This is a genomic window from Streptomyces sp. bgisy130 (assembly GCF_057708345.1).
The window spans coordinates 1-17,152 of record NZ_JBYISA010000066.1; the positions used below are offsets into that span (position 1 = coordinate 1).

The following is a 17,152-nucleotide window of genomic DNA, read 5'->3' on the forward strand; positions in this document are numbered from 1 at the left end:
CTTTGCTGCTACAAGCGCCTCGTCCGCCTCACCACATAGGACACGGTCTAAGCACCATGCCATCATCAGCGCAAGGGACAATGGCGACTTGAGCTTCGATCCCATGCATGGAGATTGGTCCAAGCTCGCCCCTACATGGATGGTTAAGGATGAGCCGGATCTATCCATCGATGCGACCCCCGACGGATCGTTCAACTTGCGAAGCGACTTCGGCGGTTGTCTTGCCGAACAGTCTGATACGCGCGTCTCTCTTCCCTCTACATGCCCGACGTCCGGAACATGGACTCTGCAGCCGGCGAGCGACGGATCAAACTACTTCCTGATCCGTCATGTCGGGGACAACAAGTGCCTCACTCAACTCGACCTGAGAAACACGGGCGAGGTGGAACTGAGCACATGCGATGCCAGCAACACGACGCAGCAATGGTCCATCACCAGTCCCGACGGCGCAGAGCTGCCTAACCTGACGAACGGCGCTGCGATCAATCTGGGCGGCAACCAGATCACCGTCTGCAACTGGGGAGGTTACGCGGCCAGGGCAAACCATCGACTACCAGATCAAGGAGAACCCCGCCGACGACACCGTGACCACGGGGCATTACGCCATCGAATCCTTCCCAGTCCATCAGTGCAAGACGGCACCCCTCGCGGCGGGCAAGATAGTCGCCACGGTAACGCTGCGCAGGTACACCAACTTCAACATGAACGCCTACGCCTTCTACGACGGCGACGCGGGCTCGTACGCCAACGCCGGGAACGACGTGATCACGGGCGTCTACACCCTCGGAGGTGTTCACGCGAACGCCACCTACAACATGTACGGCACGAGCTGCGACTCATCGTCCGGTTTCGAGCAGGACAAGGACAGCCAGGTGACATCGACGAATCAGCAAGGCCAGGTGGGATGTGACGACACCACCAGCTACACGAGCACCATCATGAATGCGGTCAGCAACGCTACGAATCTACTCATAAAGACCGTCTTTTCCCTGACCTTCCGGTAAGTGGTCCAGGGCGGCCCTGCGCAACTCGCCCCCCGCGGACACAGTGCAGCCCCGACTCCGGCATCCGGATCGGGGCCGTGCTGTTGCGGGACAGCCCTTAGTTGTCCGTGCACCGTCCGCCGCGGCCAGTACTGGCTGATCGACGCCAGCAGCATCTGACCTCGCACGCCAAGAGTCGCCGTGGCAAGCTCAGCAGCCCCGCCTGGAGAACCGGGGCGAGGCCGCACTGCCCGCAGCCGCACACCGCATGCCTCCGGCTTGGGCAGCGGCAGCGCTCCGAGGTCTCGTGCCCCTCGTCCAGCACACAGATACGTCCCCACCGGCCGTGCCTGCCCGGGCAGACCCAGGTGAGCCGGGCCGCGTCGCCGTCGCGCACGGCCTGCTCATCGCGGTCCTGGAAAGGCTGGAGGCGGCCGCACAACTTCCTGCCGAGCTGCGTCTCCGCCGCCTCGGTCCGTTCCCTCACCTCCTGCGCCTGCGGATCGGACAACACGAACGAGATGGTCTCCTCCGCCTCGGCGAAGGCACTGTTGCGCGCACACCCGCAGGCCGAAGGCGCCGGCCGCGGCGTCGATCGACGCACCCGCCATCGCCCAGTTGGCAGCTGGCGCCCACGGCCCGCTCCCGCCCTCCGGTTCAAGCGCGCCGGAGCCTGGCACACCCTGAGCTACCGCCAACTCAACAAAGCTGCCGACGCGTTCGCGCTCACTGCGTGCGCAGTACTGGCCGGGGCACCGGTCGGCTCTGAACGATCTGGGTCACGATGGAGCGGAGGGCCTTGGCCGCTCGCAGAAGCATTGCGAGCTCCGGTGACGGTGACTCGCCGCTGGGGCGGGTGCCAGTCCCGGCCCCCGTCGCCGTCGAACTTCCGCCCCGCGCGGCGCACGGCGTGTGTGGGCGCGCGTTGCGCCCGGTCGCCGCGTAGCGATGACGCTACGGGCCGGAAACGTAACTCTGACCCATCCCTCGGTCCGAAGGTCAGACCGGAGGATGACGGCCGGGGTGCGGGTGAGCCAAACGGCTGATCCGGGTTTGAGCCCCGCGGACGAAGACCGGGCTGACCTGGCGCTTCAAGAATGAACGTTGCACCTTCCGCTTCGTTCCCCAGGAGTCTCAATGATGGAGTCAAGCCGCTTGCGCGATGGGCAGCTCGGGGGTGAAGACCCGGTTGTCGCGCAGGAGGGCCACAGGACGCCGGCACGTCGGCGGGCCGGGGCAGTCACGGCCTGGACGCGTGGGGCGCCCTCGCCGCGCCTCTTGAGGTAGAGGTCCCGGTTCGGCCGTTCTCGGATGATGCTGGTCTGTGCGGACATGTGGAACACCCGTCGTAGGCAGCGGCGGTAGCGCGTGGGCGGGTGGTGGTTGCCTGTGCGGCTGCCGGAGTCACGTGGGACGGGCGCCAACCCCGCCGCGGAGGCCAGCCCGAGCGTTGACCTCGGTGCCGTGCTCTAGCCGCTCCACGTGAGCCCTGGAGGCGGCTCGCCTCACTGCGTCAGGAACTCGGGAGGCACGCAGGCCCATCCCGCCGACGGACCCAACTTGCCACTCCTATCGATATTCGATAGCTTTCTATCGCTATTCGATAAGGGGGGCGACGTTGGGAAAGCTGACAGTGCTCGCGCTGCGCGCCGTGATGGTGGCTCTGCACGCTGGGGCGGTCTCCGCCCAGGCGGTGATGGTGGCGATGCTGACGGGCGCTATGGAGGAGAGCATCCTTGTGGACCGCCGCACTCCGGTCCTCGTGATCATGGTCCTGGGTGTCGTGACGGTTCAGGTGGTCCTGGTGTGCGTGTGGCGGCTGGTGACGATGGTGCAACGCGGAACCGTGTTCTCCCACGCCGCATTCCGCTACGTCCATCTCGTGATGGGCGCGTTCGTGGCGGCCTCGCTCCTGGTTCTCGCGCTCGGGGCGGTCCTGGCGCCTGGCGATGTCGTTCCCCCGGGCGTTGTGGCCCTGCTGGGCGGGGTCAGCCTGGCGATCTTCGGGAACGCACTCATCGTGCTCGTGCTGCGGGTACTGCTCGCACAAGCCGTCGCACGCGACGTCGAGGCGTCGCAGCTGGGGGCCGAGTTGGCCGAGGTGATCTGATGCCGATCGCCGTCGACATCGACGTGATGCTGGCCAGACGGAAGATGTCCGTTGGCGAACTGGCGGACCGCGTGGGGATCACACCCGCCAACCTGGCGGTGCTCAAGAACGGCCGCGCCAAGGCGGTGCGCTTCACCACGCTCGCCGCGCTGTGCGAGGTGCTTGAGTGCCAGCCCGGAGATCTGCTGCGCTGGGCGCCCGATGACCCCGGGGACAGGGACAGGGCTGCGCACGAATCCGGAGCATCCGTCCCAGCCGGCTCCCCGCCGCGGTGACCGCAGTCGCGGTAGCCGGCCGCCTGCACACGATCACCGGGTACGACGCCCTCGGCCACCCCTGCCGCGCGACCTGCTCCGCCTGATCTTCAGCAAGCTCCCGAATGACGACCTGACGACGACGTCCGCACACCTCATCACGGCACGGGCCGGCCGTACTGCCCGCCTCCGGTCGGCACCTGCCGTGCGCCGCACGCACCGATGACGGACTCCACAAGGAACAGAGCAGACATGACGACAGCACGCCTCTCTTACCGCCTCGGGGGCACAGACCGCGCCGACGTACTGGTGGTCGGGGCCGGCCTGGCCGGACTCAACACCGCCACACTCCTCGCCCGACAAGGCCACGACGTGCTCCTGGTCGAACGGCGAACGAACCTTGCCGGCGCGATCCGCACCACTGGAATCTTCGTACGGAAGACACTCGACGACTTCCCACTGCCCCCCGACTGTCTCGGACCACCGATCCGACGCGTAGTCCTCTACCCCCCTGACCTGCGCCGCCCGGTCAGCCTCACCAGCCCCCGCGACGAATACCGGGTGGGCGACATGGCACCACTCTACGAAGCGACGGCCGCCACCGCGGTCGACGCCGGCGTACGCATCGCACTGGGCACGCGCTATGCCGGCCGACAGGGCAACACCTTCCACCTGGCCGGTCGCGACGGACCGACCACGGTCCGGGCCCGCTTCATCGTCGGTGCCGACGGGGCCCGCTCAAGAGTCGCCCGCGACCTCGCTCTCGACCGCAACCACCACTTGATCGTCGGCGCCGAAGAGGTCTTCGAACTCCCCGGAAGCGACCAGCCACCGACATTCCACTGCGTACTCGACCCCTCACTCGCCCCCGGCTATCTGGCCTGGGTGATCAACGACGGGCAACACGCCCACGTCGGAGTCGCAGGCTACGCCGACCGCTATCCAGACGGTCTTCGCCGTGCGATGGAGCAGTTCAGCGCCTCAGCGCCCGGACTGACCGGCATCGAACGTCCCGAAACGGTGGAGCGGCGCGCAGGCCCCATACCCGTCGGCGGCCTGCTGCGCCGGATCAGCTGCGCCGACGGACTTCTCGTCGGGGATGCAGCAGGCGCGGTCTCCCCCCTCACTGCCGGCGGCCTGGACCCGTGCCTACGGCAGTCGCAGCTCGCAGCCGAGGTCCTCGACGACGCACTGCGCACCGGAAATCCGGACACGATGGCCAACTACGACGGAGCCGCGCTCCGCCCCCACTTCCGTGGACGACTCATGCTGCGCGGGATATTGGCCCGCGTACGGACGCCTGCCACAGCAGCAGCGGGATTCACCCTGCTACGCACACCGTTCGGCCGGGCCGCGGCAAGCCGAGTCCTCTTCGGCGACAGATCCTTCCCCGACCCCACACCCAACTGAACTCACTGAGCGAGAGGCCAAGTCATGCCCACATTCCCCATACCAGCAGCCACGAAGCTCATCACCACGATGGCGGGGCTGGCTGTTGCCTGCGGACTCCTGACCGCTTGCGGTGACAAGAGTCCCGCCGTGACATACAAAGCCTGGACCGAAGGAGGCAACCTGCAATCCGTCAGGCACGACTACATCGATGGCCCCAACGGCGCGGTAAGCGTGCCGGCCAAGGTGAGCGGAGCCACATGGAGCACCCAGGAGGACGGCGGCCACACTCCACGCCTCAAGGTCGCACCTACTGGCAAAGGCGTGGCGCACTGCCTCCTGCTGGAAGGCAACGACCGCGTTCTGGACCAAAAGAAGGGAGCAGCAGGCCAGCCGGTGACATGCTCCGCCCAGCGGTAGCGCACACCCCCCGCCACTTTCCCACCGTGCACAAATAGTCCGTTCAGATCCATTCCGACCATCATGAGCAACCGTGAAGGCGAGCGGCTACACGGATGGATCGCCGATGTCTGCGCCGACGAGCAGTGCGGCCTGGCCTCCTTCGCCACCGGACTGCTCAGCGGTGGCTGCGGCCACCTGCCTCAACCTCTTCGATTGCGAACCGGCCGGGGACTTCCGGATCGAGAGGACCAGGAGCCGTCCGGTGCCTTGGCGGTCGGCGCAGCGGGCACGGGTGAAGACCTTGTTGACCGAGAGCCGGAAGCCAACGCGGCCACTGCGTCGGCACTGTGAACAGGTGACTACGCGGACTGGTGTCAGACCTGCCCTGACCCACGCGTCCACTGTCACGGCGACACCCCTACGGTCGCCTGCAACTCGTACAAAACAAGTACACGGGCGCCGCACCTCGCACCCGAGCAGGCGCAGCGAAGAGGCCCCTGACCAGGGACCCCCAAGCTCTTCACATCTGTCAGTGCGCCATGCGGGAAGCGTCGCGGATTTCAGCAGGTACTCGACCGCACTCGTTTGACCTCGTAGCCATTTCCTTCGCCCACACACAGAGGGCCTGATTCATTGTGCTCCCCCTAACGCGGTGCGAAGTTCCCCACTACCCAGGTGGCGATCTGGGTGCGTGAGTCGAAGCCGAGTACGGCGAGCAGGCGATAGACAGGTGGCGACACATGCACATGCACCAATCCGCCCTGTACCACCTGTGAGCTGCAAAGATGCTGGCCAACCCGCTACACCCACAACACCGCCGCCAACCCGGTGCCAATGGAAACCGAAGAGGCATCGCTTCCAGCGACTAGCAAGTTGCCGTGCCCATGCACCTTCAGCTCGCAGCATGCCGCGCTGTTACCAGCCAGGCACCGACAATCAAGGCGCCTTCAAGGGCAGTGCCGACACCCCTGCCCCAGCCTTCAGGGCGCTATCACCAAGATCCGGACCAGGCACGGACCAACGCTCTGCCAGCGGCAGTCCCAGCTGCCATTTCAGCAGGTCAGCAGCAATAGCAGCTCTGCGCCACCAGCAAACGAAGAACCTGCTGAGCGTTCCGGACACCTGTACAGCCGACTCCACTCAGCGCCTCGAACTCTCAACGCCCCACCGTACTCACGCAGCCAGCAGGGCGTCTGACCAGCGACACAGAGCAGCTGACGACCCATCAGGACGAGCGTCAACTGAGCGTCACGAGCGTCGTTTCAGCGTCAAGATATCGCCCGTAACGCCCACACCGCACATAATGCGCACGCGCAAAACCGCAGGTCAGGTGCCCTTTGCCGCCTTCTCCAGCACCACAACGCACTCCACATGATGCGTCATGGGGATCGCGTCGCAGGGGACAGGTTCGGGAGAGTATGCAGCTCAGACAGGGATGGTGACGCCGCCCGCCTGAGAGGTCTCGAGCGCGGGATGTGGAGGCTTCCTCGGCGGCGGGGTCCTCGGTCGGCGCGCTCCCTCATCAACTCAACCTGCACAAGGGGTCGCCGCAGCGCCTTATCCGGGAGCCGGCTCAGGAACTGATCGGACGTGGATTGAGCTCGGTCTCGGGGAGCTGGTGGGCTCGCCATCCCATCCGAACGGGCACCTCGTAGAGGCGCCCGGGGGCGAATCGGGCCCAGAAGTGCCGCAGACCAGGCACGACGACCTTAACCACATCAATACCGAGGTCTGGCCGGGTCTGGTTGACCACCAGGGTCTCCAGACCATGGTCTTCGGCGATGCGGACACAGTGTTCGATGTCAGCTGCCAGGTCAGGGGACGCGTGGTTCGGCATCGCGTGCAGGGAACTCTCCCCCAGGTCTGGGTGCGGAAGCAGATACGGTTCGCTGGACACGGTTGCCTCTTCGAACCAACTGCTGTTGTCGGGATCGTCGGCCGCACGGCCTCCGGACGAGCTGTCGACCAGCGCCAGCATTTGGTTCATCTCGGTCAGGGCGCGTAGAAGGGCGACTTTCGGGTCGAGGTGAGCGCCGTAACCCTGGATGATCATTTCGGGGCCATCGATGGACCGGGAGATGGCAGCAAAGCTCGGGATTCCCAGGTCCGTGGTGATGTCGAGCGCCCACATTTCCCGGCCTCTGCTGCGGTATTCCCGCCGCAGGGAACACACGTACTCGTCCTCCGCCGTGGACAGATCGACCGCGCGACAGCGAAGCCGGTTGTACCACCAGATGGCCACACTGTCGCGTTCGACCAGTTCCAAGAATCCCTGCAGCACCGCGTCCTCCACGCTGCTTCCCGCAGCGCATCCGTTCGAGTCCGCTCGGTAGAAGCGGTGCCCGGGCTCCACCGGGGCACCGTAGAAGCAAAATGCGGTCGGCAGATAACGGGCACTGCCGTCCCGGATGTTCTGCGCGGGCGTCCAGCTGACGGGGCGATGGGGGTCGAACGGTTCAGGTACCCAGGCGAAGCCGGAGTGCTGACGGTTCCACGCATCTCTTGTCCTGTACTGGCTCTCGCTCACCTGGAACAGGAGCCCCGGTTCCACGGCTTGCGGACCAAGTTCCGCATAACTGGCGGTGATCCGCGGTTCGTCACCCGTGTACTCGCCGGAGATGCGCTCGAGCGCTTCGCACAGCGCGCTGGCTTGGGCCTGGGCGTCGGTGACTCCCTTGCCTGCGCTGCCGGACGTGCTGTGGTGGCGGAGCTCGGCAAGGCTCCCGGCCGGTCGACCGCCTTTCACCATCCCGGCGTACACAGCGATGAGGTCGCTTCCGATGTCGTAACGGCTCAGCTCAGAGACGACTCCGGTCAGCGGACTTACGTGATGGCCGAACCGCCTCAGCGCCCTCTCCGGAGCGGTACTTCGGTGTCCACCGTCCACGACAGGGTTCTTCCTCCGGCTCGCGAGTACCACCGGGCCGGGAGAAGCCTTCTCGGGATCCCCACAGGACTGGCATTGCGGGCGCCGGACGACGGTGTGGCGCACCACGTTCAGGCCGTACAAGTCCAGGGTGGCCAGTTGGCCGGCAAGAGGCGACAACCTGGACCGCAGCCATCCCGCCACCTGGCCGGCGGCGATGCCCGTGGTGGCCGCAGCGGTCGTCGGGAGGCCGATGGTGCTCTGAAAGGACGCGACAGTGGAGTTTCCGCGTGAGCGGAGATACTCGTGCGGGCGCATGTTGTATCGCAGGCGATGCGCAAGACATTCCCAGCACCCCGTCTGTCCGGGGACGAAGAGCGGTCCAATCCACGAATCCGCGCCGCCGGTCTTCAGGAGCATCCACGGGCGCCCGGTCTCCAGCGCCTCGGCGTTGAGGGCGGTCAGGCGCGGATCGAGGTAGTCGGGGGTGAGCATGACTGTCACATCGGGCTGCCCCAGACCCGTCGGGTCGTCGGTGGAGATACCCAGGCTGGCCAAGGCGTCCACGAACTGCCGCCGTGCCAAGACGTGCTCTTCTGGGGAGGTAACGGAGACCCATGCCGCAGTGGTTCCCCCTTCGACTGTATCCACCGAATGCGCCGACCAGTAAGCTTCTTGGCTCTGCGGCAAGGTGGAAACAGTGCTTGTCAGCGCTCCACGGGCCGTAAGCCTCTCGAGGGCATGGGCCACCGCGACGACCGAGAATTCGTCGGACATTTCGGTAGCGAGTTCGCGCAGGCTCCGGGTTCCGTCCAGCAGTGGCATCAGCCTGGCGTAAAGACGTCCGTGGAACATGGTTCCGCCGGATTCGGTCAACAGGACGGCCGCGGTGTCCCCGTCCGATTCCAGGTGCAGGTGCGGAGCCAGCGCCAGCTGTTCGGTCGGGGTCATTTGCTACCACCTACACTGCGAGCCGAAGCCCCAAGAGAAAATTCCCCGACCGATGACTCGGCCAATGGGGACGATCCGATGACACGTGCGAACAACTCCGAGTTACCACCGCCGATCGCACACGGTGCAAGCCCCATAGCGGTTGCCACCAGGTACATGGTCTGCAGCAAGCAGCCAACGTGTTTCAGGGTGAGCGAGTAGGCGATGGTCTCGTATTTCCACGCGACGCGTTGGAATCGGGACGTCACCACGACCAGCACCTGGGGCCGAGGGTGCGCCATGGAGAAGGCGGCATCGTCCAGCAGATCCTGGGTGTTCGCGTCAAATCCGGTGACTCGACACACAGCATGTTCGTCAACCCGGTAGTGATACACGCCGGGATCCAGCCCTGAGCAGTCGTTCACCACGATGTACAGCTCGAGCTCGTGCAATCCACCGCCTCCCGGATACGGGCGGCGGCTCACCTGAACGAGGTCCGGGTCATCGGTGAAACGGCTACGCGCGCAGTGGTACAGCAACACACCGAGATGCTCAATTCCGATCGGTGCGTCGTGGCGCCGGATGCTGCGGCGCTTCCGGAGCGTCTGGAAGAGCCCCATGTCCTGGGAAGACGCGCCGCTTTCCGGAAAGTTGAGGGGGATGACGTCACCAGAGTAAGACGGGTGAAGGGCCGGCACCGGAGAAATTTCAGGCTCGTGTCGGTTCTCGGCAAATCGGAATGTTCCACCGGATGGGCGTTCATGGCGTCCGTCGCGGGTATGGCAGTGGAAAAGAAGGTCATGGAACTCCCACTGCCGCAGCACCGTTTCGTCCTCTTGGTGCTCATCTGTCATGCGCGCACGGTGCAACAAGTCAAGCACCGCTACAGCTTCGGCAGAAGGATGGAGCCCAGTGGACGATGCCAGCAAACGCGGCAACTCGGGACCGGTGGCAAGAACCTCGTAGGCGGACAGTGGGGACCGCAGGATCATGCGGCCGTCCCGCCACCTGGCGTATGCAAACCGTGAAAGGCTCACCCGTTCCCTCGGGGGCGCCGGCCGCTCCCACGGCTGGGGTGCCATCCCGGCCCCACTCCCCGGTGAAACCGGAATCGCCGTGATGACACTCCGCCCTTCGGATCGGTCGAGGGCAAGTGAAAACGTCAGCCACTCCAGGCCGCCGAGCCGGTCGAGCAGAACCTGACTTCTGAGTGAGACCAAAGGATTCGACTTCCGCAGACCCACCAGCTCACTCAGGGTGTACGAAGCGCTGGACAAACTCTTCAGGAAGTGACTCGATGCCTCGTCCTGCCGCATGGACAGGCACGTGCCACCACGACGCAGAATCAATTGGTCGCCGGAAGTATCGACGACGACTCCGGGCCGTAGACCGATCAGGTAATCCATTGCCACCGGCCTTTGACATTCAACGCACTCAGTCGATGCCCTCGGTGGGGCAGTAACATGCTCTACTCCTCCAGCTGCTTGCAGTAGACACACGGGGTGCGGCAGCCAGACCTGCTCTTGCATGCGCTGGCGGCTTCGATCTCGCCGGAAAGCTCAATGTCGACGAGCCCCAGCTGTCTCTCCACCTCGCCTCGTAGCTCTTCTACAGTAAGATCAACCCCGCGTTCTCTTGCCAGCTCAACCGAGGCTTCCAGTACGCTCTGCTCGACACCCTTGCTCTGCGCGATGAGTTCGTTCAGTGCCTCGCGAATACTAGAATCCTCACTCGCCATCCGCAGGAATGACGCTGCGCTTGCATTTTCTTCACTCATGTGGCCTCTCCATGGTTCGATGTGCTCTACTCAAGCCGCACTCACTGCATGTATTGTCGCGCGAAGTAGGGACGGAAGCGCTAGCCAGCCGTCCCCCGGAGAACACGAAGGAAGTAACCTTTGCGGCCATCCGGACCAGCGCACAGAAATTTTCGAAGTTGGTTGCATATATCGGAGCAGCCGTGACAACAGAGCCGATGCCCCGTTTCCACGCACGGACCCAGTACTTGATGTTCCGAAACGAGGTGATCGGATTTCTCACCCGAAGTTCGGTCACTGAAGCACTGGCTTCCGTTCGGCGGACGAAAGCCGGTTGTGTCCTGGCGGCACCCAGTCTGCCCCAGGAGATCGGCCAGCGCATGCTTGACGAACTCACCGCAACACAAGAGTGGATTTCCGAACGTTGGCTGCGCCGTTCGGACGAGACCGCTGCACGGGTCTCTCATGCTCGGTTCATCCGCAGTGCCCCTTCAATTCGCCTTGCCTCCAACGACTGCATCTACGAGGTCCCCGCTGACCACGTGCACCTGCGCGGGTTCCTGTCGGCAGTACGGAGCGAGGAGGTGCAATCGCACTTCTCCTCGGCGTATGGCGAGGCGGTGCGATTCCAGTCGTCCGATGTCGCACGGCTACGCCACAGCCAGTACCTACGCCGCCATTCCGACAATCACGAGGGGCGTCGCTTCGGCCTGGTCTTCTTCCTGAGTCCCGGCTGGAGCGAGGGACTCGGTGGCGAACTCGTGGTGGAGGCCCCGAGCGGTCAGTGCATCGCCGTGGCCCCGAAGCAGTGGAGGATCGCTGTCATCCGGATCAGCGACGAGTACCGGCACAACGTGTGCGCTGTCCGGTCCAGGAGCTGGATTCGTTACTCGGTGGCCGTGCACTACGCCACCGCGGGCGCCGGCGCAACCGATCGCTTCTGAAGGGGACTTGTCCGCCATCCCGGCGAGTGTGCTGGGTTACGTGGGAGATCTGACTGGCGGATGGGACATGCTGGTCTCCTGGAAGGCAAGACCGTACGGAGTAGGTCAGGTCGAAGCGACCGTCGCCGGCGTGCTCGTGGCGCTTGCCGAAGCAGTCGCGGAACTCCTTGCGCACTGTCTTGTCATCTACCTGGAGGCCGTACTGACTGGCCAGTTGGTCGATGAGGGCGCGGGTGCGGGGTGCAGGACGCGCACGCCAAATGCCTGGGGCCGGGCTACATCATCGTGCTGTTCGAGATGCCGCAGATCGCCGTGCGAGCTCTGGAAATCATCGGGTACACCCCCGAAGAGCAAGGAATCATGAACTTCCGCCGCATCACCCACGGCAGCTTCCACCCACCGGCCCTCGCAGCTGCGTTTCACCCGGTTTCCACCCTGGTGGGATACATCCTGAAGCTGTTCGGCGGCAAACAGGGTGACGGCGACGTGAAGATCTGGAGCCGCCGTTCCTACATTGAGCATCCCAAACTGGCTCCGGCGACGGGCCGATCATGTCGGCCCGTCGCTGGGTCAGTCAGTTCTACCAAGACGACCAACTCGCTGTAAGCGTCACACCCGACACCGGCCTGACCCCAGATCCCAGGGGTGCGTAGCGGGCGCTGGTACCTGGCGGCGGGCGCTCGCCGGACCAAGATCCGGACCATTTCCGGACCGGCCTCCGCCAGAGAGCCGCACCCACTGCCTTTTCCCCAGGTCAGCATGGGTTCAGCTCCTGTACCACCAGCAGACGAAGAACGTGCTGGTGCCGTACTCGCCGATGCTCCGGCCCGGGCAAAACCGTGGCAGGTGTCTCGGCCGGCTCTCGGGCGGGGCCATGAGCACAGGGGACGTCGACCACCGCATCGAACCAGGAAAGCCCTCGTCCGGCGCGTGCGCGAGCGTCTCGGCATCGATAGCGTCTCGCGGCCGGCAGCCGGCCCCGTCGGCCTGAGCGACGAGATGAGCAAAGCCCGGTTCCTTCGATCTCTGGCCTCGGTCCACAAACGCTCCCCAGTGGTTCGCGACGAATGACGTAGAGGCGGTGGGACATGCCTCCGGGCGAGTGCGGTCATTAGCGAGATACCCGGGATCTCACCGCTCTGTAGCGTCGGACGTGTCGCCATCCAAGACGTGCGGTGGCCACGAGTGGCGCTGGAGGGAACTCGGCCACCGCTGTGCCGTCCTCAGCGCGGACGCGCAGATGTCGACGGCAGCAAGACGATCGGCGTGCCCCAGGCGCCAGGCGCGCGCTTGGCCGCAGTCCCTTCGAAACCCCCGCTTCCCCTATGTCCCCCGGCGGCGGCAGGACCGCCGAGAAAGGTCAGGACAGCAGCAATGGCTGACGACAAGCGTCCTTCTGTTGTGGTGATCAGCGCCCACTCCGGTGACTTCGTATGGCGCGCCGGCGGTGCGCTGGCTCTGTATGCCGAACGCGGCAACAACGTGCGGATCGTATGCCTGAGTTACGGCGAGCGCGGCGAATCACAAGGTCTGTGGAAGCAGGAGGGCATGACCCTGGAGCAGGCCAAGGAGGGCCGGCGGGCGGAGGCCGAGGCTGCTGCCGCGGCTCTCGGGGCGTCCATCACCTTCCTCGACCTGGGCGACTATCCGCTGCGGATCGATGACGCCGGGCTGGACCAGATCGTCGACGAGATGCGCGCGGCACAGCCCGAGGTGCTGCTCACCCACGTCGCCGCCGACCCCTACAACCGAGACCACAACGCCGCACACGAGGCCACGCTGCTTGCCCGGCAGGTCGCTCAGGCTGCCGGGCACGACCGCACCACCGCCCCGATCGGCGCCCCCCAGGTACTGCAATTCGAGCCGCACCAGCCCGAGCAGTGCGGCTTCGTGCCGAACCTGCTGCTGGACATCACGCCGGTCTTCGACCGCAAGCGCAAGGCCATGGAGTGCATGCGCGCCCAGTCACACCTCGTGCAGTACTACACCGACCTCGGTCTGCGCCGCGGTGTGCAGGCAGTCCGCAACGGCGGCGCGCAGTCGATCGTGCAGGCCGAGGCGTATCAGCGGGTCTTTCCCCTCATCGGGGACGAACTCCGGTGAGCGGGCGGGACAGCGGGCACGTCATCGTCCGCACGAGCCGGGGACCGTCCGGCGAGGTCGTGGCAGCCCTGGCCAAAAACGGTGTGGCCACCGCCCACGAGGCGTACGGCAGAAGGGGGTTGCTCGGACCGGAGCTGCGGCCGATCTATCCCGGCGCGCGCATCGCGGGCCGGGCCGTGACCGTGCTCTCGCACCCGGGCGACAACTTGATGATCCACGCCGCCATCGAGCAGTGCCGTGCCGGCGACGTCTTGGTGGTCGCCACCACCTCGCGGTCGACCGACGGCATGTTCGGGGAACTGTTCGCCACCCAACTCCACCACCGTGGAGTCCTCGGCCTGGTGACCGACGCCGGGGTCCGCGACGTCGCCGACCTCACCGCGATGGGCTTCCCGGTCTGGTCCCGCGCGGTGCACGCACAAGGCACTGCGAAGGCGGTTCCGGGCTCGGTGAACGTGCCGGTGGTGGTCGCCGGGCGGTTGGTCAACCCCGGCGACATCATCGTTGCCGACGACGACGGCGTGCTGTGCATCCCGCGCGCCGAGGGCGAGGCCGTCGTCGAGGCGAGCGCCCGCCGCGAGGCGAATGAGGAGGCCAAGCGCCGCCGGTTCCGTCAGGGGGAGTTGGGGCTCGACATCTACGACATGCGACCGCTGCTCGATCAGCTCGGTGTGCGCTACGTCGACGCCGACGACGAGCCCGATCCCGACAGCGCCCAGCCGGAGGATTGCCGATGAGCACGTTCGTCCTTGTCCATGGTGCCTGGCACGGTGGCTGGGTCTGGCAGCGGGTGGTCCCTGCGCTGCGAGCCGCCGGGCACGAGGTGTACGCCCCGACCCTGACGGGTCTGTCCGGCCGCGCCCATCTGCTCAACCCACAGGTCGGGCTGGCCACCCACGTCCAGGACATCGTCGGTCTTCTCGAGACGCATGACGCCCGCGATGTCGTCCTGGTCGGGCACAGTTATGCCGGACAGGTGATCACCGGTGTGGCCGACCGTGTCCCGGAGCGGCTGGTCAAGCGCATCTATCTCGACGCCTTTGTCGGCGACGACGGCGACGCCGCCATCGACTTGCTGCCCGCCACAGTCGCCGACCACTACCGCGAGTCCGTCGCGGGCCCCGGGTACGGCTGGCTGATCCCCGTCCGCTCTCTGGAGAAGCTCGGCGTCACCGACAAGGCGGACGTCGACTGGCTCACCCCGCGGCTGACACCGCACCCGTGGCTGACCTACACCGAGCCACTGCGGCGGACGGGGCAAGAGGAGCACGTCCCGGCAGTGTTCATCGAATGCGTCGAGTGGATGCGCGTGTTCACGCCGCAAGCGGAGAAGGCCGCTGGCCGGGGCTGGCCGACACACGAGATCGCCACCGGCCACGAGGCCATGGTCACCGCCCCCGACGAACTCGCTGCGCTGTTGCTCGACGTCGCAGCGGGCTGATGCACGCCGACCTGTTCCGCCGCTGAGGAGAACCACCGTGGAGTTCCTGGTCCGCACCGAGAACCGACTGCCCAACGACACCGCCGACGAAGTCCGCGATCAGCTCAGGAAGGGCGAGCGCAAGCGGGCCATGGAGCTGCGTGAGGCCGGGATCCTCAAGCGGCTGTGGCGGGTGCCCGGGCGCAACGCCACTATCGGGCTCTACGAGGCCGAGGACCCCGCGGCCCTGCACGACGCGCTGGCCTCTTTGCCGATGTGGAAGTGGATGGACGTCACCGTCGAAGCACTCGCCACGCACCCGCAGGAAAAGCAGTGAGCGCCTGCCTCAGGCGCAACTGATCGGCCTGCGCTGATGGACATCGACCGGGTCTGACCGGTCGACAGGGGGGGACCACCGCATCACCTTCGACCCCGCCCGGTCCGCCCGGATCGGGCGCCTGCTCAACTAGGAGCATCCATGTCCAGCAGTTCGCCAACCCAGCAGAGTGGCGCCCGAGCCAGACACAAGGCCGGCACGGTCGCCGTCGCCAGCTACATCGGCACCACGATCGAGTGGTACGACTTCTTCATCTACGGTGTCGCGGCGACCCTCGTGTTCCGCGGTCAGTTCTTCCCCGGCTTCTCCGACCTGGCGGGCACGCTCGCGGCCATGGGGACCTTCGCGGTCGGGTTCATCGCCCGTCCCATCGGTGGCGTGGTGATGGGCCACTTCGGCGACCGGATCGGCCGCAAGTCGATGCTGGTCATCTCATTGCTCATGATGGGCGGCGCGACGACACTGATCGGCCTGATACCCACCTACGATTCGATCGGCATCTGGGCGCCGATCCTGCTGATCGTCCTCCGCTTGGTGCAGGGCGCCGGCGTCGGAGGCGAATGGGCCGGTGCCGTGCTCATGGCGGCCGAGAACGCACCGGCGAAGCGGCGCTCACTCTACGGCTGCTTCCCGCAGCTGGGCCTGCCGTCCGGGATTCTGCTGTCGCAGCTGGCCTTCCTGCTGCTCACCGGCGTCCTGTCCCCCAAGGACTTTGGCGCCTGGGGCTGGCGGCTCGCCTTCCTGACCAGTGCGGTGCTCATCGTCGTCGGCCTCCTCATCCGCCTGCGCATCGAGGAGAGCAGCGAATTCACCAAGGTCCGCGAGGCGGGCCAGATCGAAAAGCTGCCCGTCGTCGAGGTGTTCCGGCGCAGCCCGTTGCAGATCCTGATCGGCAGCCTCGCGTCCATCGCGGCGCCGGCCATCGGCTATCTGGTCTCGGTGTACATGGTCTCTTACGGCACTGCGACCCTGAAGCTGCCGATCTCGACGATGCTGTGGATCCTCGTCGGCGTCAGTGTGGTGTGGCTCCTGATGGTGCTCGCCGCGGGTCTCGCCGGGGATCGCTTCGGCCGCAAGGCCACCTTCGCCGTCGGCGCGGCGGTCGGTGTGGTGTGGGCGTTCCCCCTGTTCTGGCTCGTCGACACCAGATCGATTGCCTTGATCGTGGTGGCGCTGCTCGGCATCACGGCCGCGAACTCGATCATGGCGGGCCCACAGCCGGCGCTGATCACGCAGATGTTCCCCGTCCGGCTGCGCTACAGCGGTTCCACGATCAGTTACACCATCGCCTCGATCCTCGGCGGTGGTATCACCCCACTGCTGGCCACGGCCCTGTTCGCCAAATTCGGCAGCAGCACGGCGGTCTCCGTGCTGGTGGCGGTGGTCTGCCTGATCAGCCTGGCCGCCGTCCTGTGCGCCAACCGCAGGATCCTCTACGCCGAGGAGCCGGCCTCCGCGCCGGCCAAGGGCAAGCCGGTCCAGCCGCTCATCGAGGGCACCACCGGCTGACGGTGCCGTCCACACCTGGCCGCAGGAGCCGGGGGAGGAGCAGACGCTCCAGATCGGAAGAGCACACGTCTGAACTCCAGTCACAGAGATCGATCTGGGGGGGGGGGGTTTTTTTTTTGGGAGGGGGGGGGGGGGGGGGGGGGGGGGGG

15 protein-coding genes and 1 pseudogene are annotated in these 17,152 nt (G+C 66.0%); 12 read left to right on the forward strand and 4 right to left on the reverse strand.

Annotation, left to right across the window (positions count from 1 at the left end; genetic code table 11):
• Positions 1-584 precede the first annotated feature (584 nt).
• Entirely contained in the window at positions 585-1,004 is a 420-nt protein-coding gene (locus AC3EUV_RS36840; RefSeq protein WP_435604804.1) for a hypothetical protein, read from the forward strand.
• Between the two features lie 1,125 nt (positions 1,005-2,129).
• Here the strand turns inward: AC3EUV_RS36840 and AC3EUV_RS36845 are convergent.
• Positions 2,130-2,425: pseudogene (locus AC3EUV_RS36845) on the reverse strand (transposase); the annotation flags it as partial.
• 176 nt (positions 2,426-2,601) lie between these two features.
• Here AC3EUV_RS36845 and AC3EUV_RS36850 point away from each other — a divergent pair.
• From AC3EUV_RS36850 to AC3EUV_RS36865, 4 genes are all read left to right on the forward strand, one after another.
• Entirely contained in the window at positions 2,602-3,093 is a 492-nt protein-coding gene (locus AC3EUV_RS36850) for a DUF2975 domain-containing protein (RefSeq protein ID WP_432145979.1), read from the forward strand.
• Positions 3,093-3,368, forward strand: coding sequence for a helix-turn-helix domain-containing protein (locus AC3EUV_RS36855; RefSeq protein WP_432145978.1), 276 nt, complete (start codon positions 3,093-3,095; stop codon positions 3,366-3,368). The genes AC3EUV_RS36850 and AC3EUV_RS36855 overlap by 1 nt, the downstream gene beginning before the upstream one ends.
• Positions 3,369-3,599: 231 nt before the next feature.
• The gene (locus AC3EUV_RS36860; RefSeq protein ID WP_432145977.1) at positions 3,600-4,757 is read left to right on the forward strand and encodes an FAD-dependent oxidoreductase; all 1,158 of its coding nucleotides are present in this window, start codon (positions 3,600-3,602) and stop codon (positions 4,755-4,757) included.
• Positions 4,758-5,219: 462 nt separating this feature from the next.
• Entirely contained in the window at positions 5,220-5,489 is a 270-nt protein-coding gene (locus AC3EUV_RS36865) for a hypothetical protein (RefSeq protein WP_432145975.1), read from the forward strand.
• 1,222 nt (positions 5,490-6,711) lie between these two features.
• On the opposite strand, the gene AC3EUV_RS36870 is transcribed toward AC3EUV_RS36865, so the two are convergent.
• From AC3EUV_RS36870 to AC3EUV_RS36880, 3 genes are all read right to left on the reverse strand, one after another.
• A complete protein-coding gene (locus AC3EUV_RS36870; RefSeq protein WP_435604800.1) occupies positions 6,712-8,955 on the reverse strand; it encodes a TOMM precursor leader peptide-binding protein in 2,244 nt (747 codons plus the stop codon).
• Positions 8,952-10,340 carry a SagB/ThcOx family dehydrogenase gene (locus tag AC3EUV_RS36875; protein ID WP_432145961.1) on the reverse strand — a complete coding sequence of 463 codons (1,389 nt, stop codon included), beginning with the start codon at positions 10,338-10,340 and terminating at the stop codon, positions 8,952-8,954. Before AC3EUV_RS36875 ends, AC3EUV_RS36870 begins: the two co-directional genes overlap by 4 nt.
• A gap of 62 nt (positions 10,341-10,402) precedes the next feature.
• Entirely contained in the window at positions 10,403-10,711 is a 309-nt protein-coding gene (locus tag AC3EUV_RS36880) for a Nif11-like leader peptide family natural product precursor (RefSeq protein ID WP_432145960.1), read from the reverse strand.
• A 230-nt stretch (positions 10,712-10,941) separates the two neighbouring features.
• Here AC3EUV_RS36880 and AC3EUV_RS36885 point away from each other — a divergent pair, with 230 nt between their 5' ends.
• The 7 genes from AC3EUV_RS36885 to AC3EUV_RS36915 all read left to right on the forward strand — a co-directional run bounded on the left by AC3EUV_RS36885 (position 10,942) and on the right by AC3EUV_RS36915 (position 17,003).
• A complete protein-coding gene (locus tag AC3EUV_RS36885; protein WP_432145959.1) occupies positions 10,942-11,634 on the forward strand; it encodes a 2OG-Fe(II) oxygenase in 693 nt (230 codons plus the stop codon).
• Positions 11,635-11,874: 240 nt separating this feature from the next.
• Complete coding sequence (locus tag AC3EUV_RS36890) at positions 11,875-12,240, forward strand: hypothetical protein (protein ID WP_432145958.1); 366 nt, start codon at positions 11,875-11,877, stop codon at positions 12,238-12,240.
• A gap of 768 nt (positions 12,241-13,008) precedes the next feature.
• Positions 13,009-13,737, forward strand: coding sequence for a PIG-L deacetylase family protein (locus tag AC3EUV_RS36895; RefSeq protein WP_435604801.1), 729 nt, complete (start codon positions 13,009-13,011; stop codon positions 13,735-13,737).
• Positions 13,734-14,474, forward strand: a complete 741-nt coding sequence (locus tag AC3EUV_RS36900; RefSeq protein ID WP_432145956.1) for a 4-carboxy-4-hydroxy-2-oxoadipate aldolase/oxaloacetate decarboxylase — start codon at positions 13,734-13,736, stop codon at positions 14,472-14,474. Before AC3EUV_RS36895 ends, AC3EUV_RS36900 begins: the two co-directional genes overlap by 4 nt.
• Positions 14,471-15,178: an alpha/beta fold hydrolase gene (locus AC3EUV_RS36905; RefSeq protein WP_435604802.1), complete on the forward strand. Its 708-nt coding sequence runs from the start codon at positions 14,471-14,473 to the stop codon at positions 15,176-15,178. Before AC3EUV_RS36900 ends, AC3EUV_RS36905 begins: the two co-directional genes overlap by 4 nt.
• A 37-nt stretch (positions 15,179-15,215) precedes the next feature.
• Positions 15,216-15,494: a muconolactone Delta-isomerase family protein gene (locus AC3EUV_RS36910; RefSeq protein ID WP_432145954.1), complete on the forward strand. Its 279-nt coding sequence runs from the start codon at positions 15,216-15,218 to the stop codon at positions 15,492-15,494.
• 141 nt (positions 15,495-15,635) lie between these two features.
• A complete protein-coding gene (locus tag AC3EUV_RS36915) occupies positions 15,636-17,003 on the forward strand; it encodes an MFS transporter (protein WP_435604803.1) in 1,368 nt (455 codons plus the stop codon).
• Positions 17,004-17,152 lie beyond the last annotated feature (149 nt).

Coding starts and splice junctions, on each gene's coding strand:
- AC3EUV_RS36885 (WP_432145959.1), top strand. CDS start 10,942: ATGTTCCGAAACGAGGTGATCGGATTTCTCACCCGAAGTTCGGTCACT.
- AC3EUV_RS36860 (WP_432145977.1), top strand. CDS start 3,600: ATGACGACAGCACGCCTCTCTTACCGCCTCGGGGGCACAGACCGCGCC.
- AC3EUV_RS36880 (WP_432145960.1), bottom strand. CDS start 10,711: ATGAGTGAAGAAAATGCAAGCGCAGCGTCATTCCTGCGGATGGCGAGT.
- AC3EUV_RS36915 (WP_435604803.1), top strand. CDS start 15,636: ATGTCCAGCAGTTCGCCAACCCAGCAGAGTGGCGCCCGAGCCAGACAC.
- AC3EUV_RS36895 (WP_435604801.1), top strand. CDS start 13,009: ATGGCTGACGACAAGCGTCCTTCTGTTGTGGTGATCAGCGCCCACTCC.
- AC3EUV_RS36875 (WP_432145961.1), bottom strand. CDS start 10,340: ATGGATTACCTGATCGGTCTACGGCCCGGAGTCGTCGTCGATACTTCC.
- AC3EUV_RS36855 (WP_432145978.1), top strand. CDS start 3,093: ATGCCGATCGCCGTCGACATCGACGTGATGCTGGCCAGACGGAAGATG.
- AC3EUV_RS36905 (WP_435604802.1), top strand. CDS start 14,471: ATGAGCACGTTCGTCCTTGTCCATGGTGCCTGGCACGGTGGCTGGGTC.
- AC3EUV_RS36865 (WP_432145975.1), top strand. CDS start 5,220: ATGAGCAACCGTGAAGGCGAGCGGCTACACGGATGGATCGCCGATGTC.
- AC3EUV_RS36870 (WP_435604800.1), bottom strand. CDS start 8,955: ATGACCCCGACCGAACAGCTGGCGCTGGCTCCGCACCTGCACCTGGAA.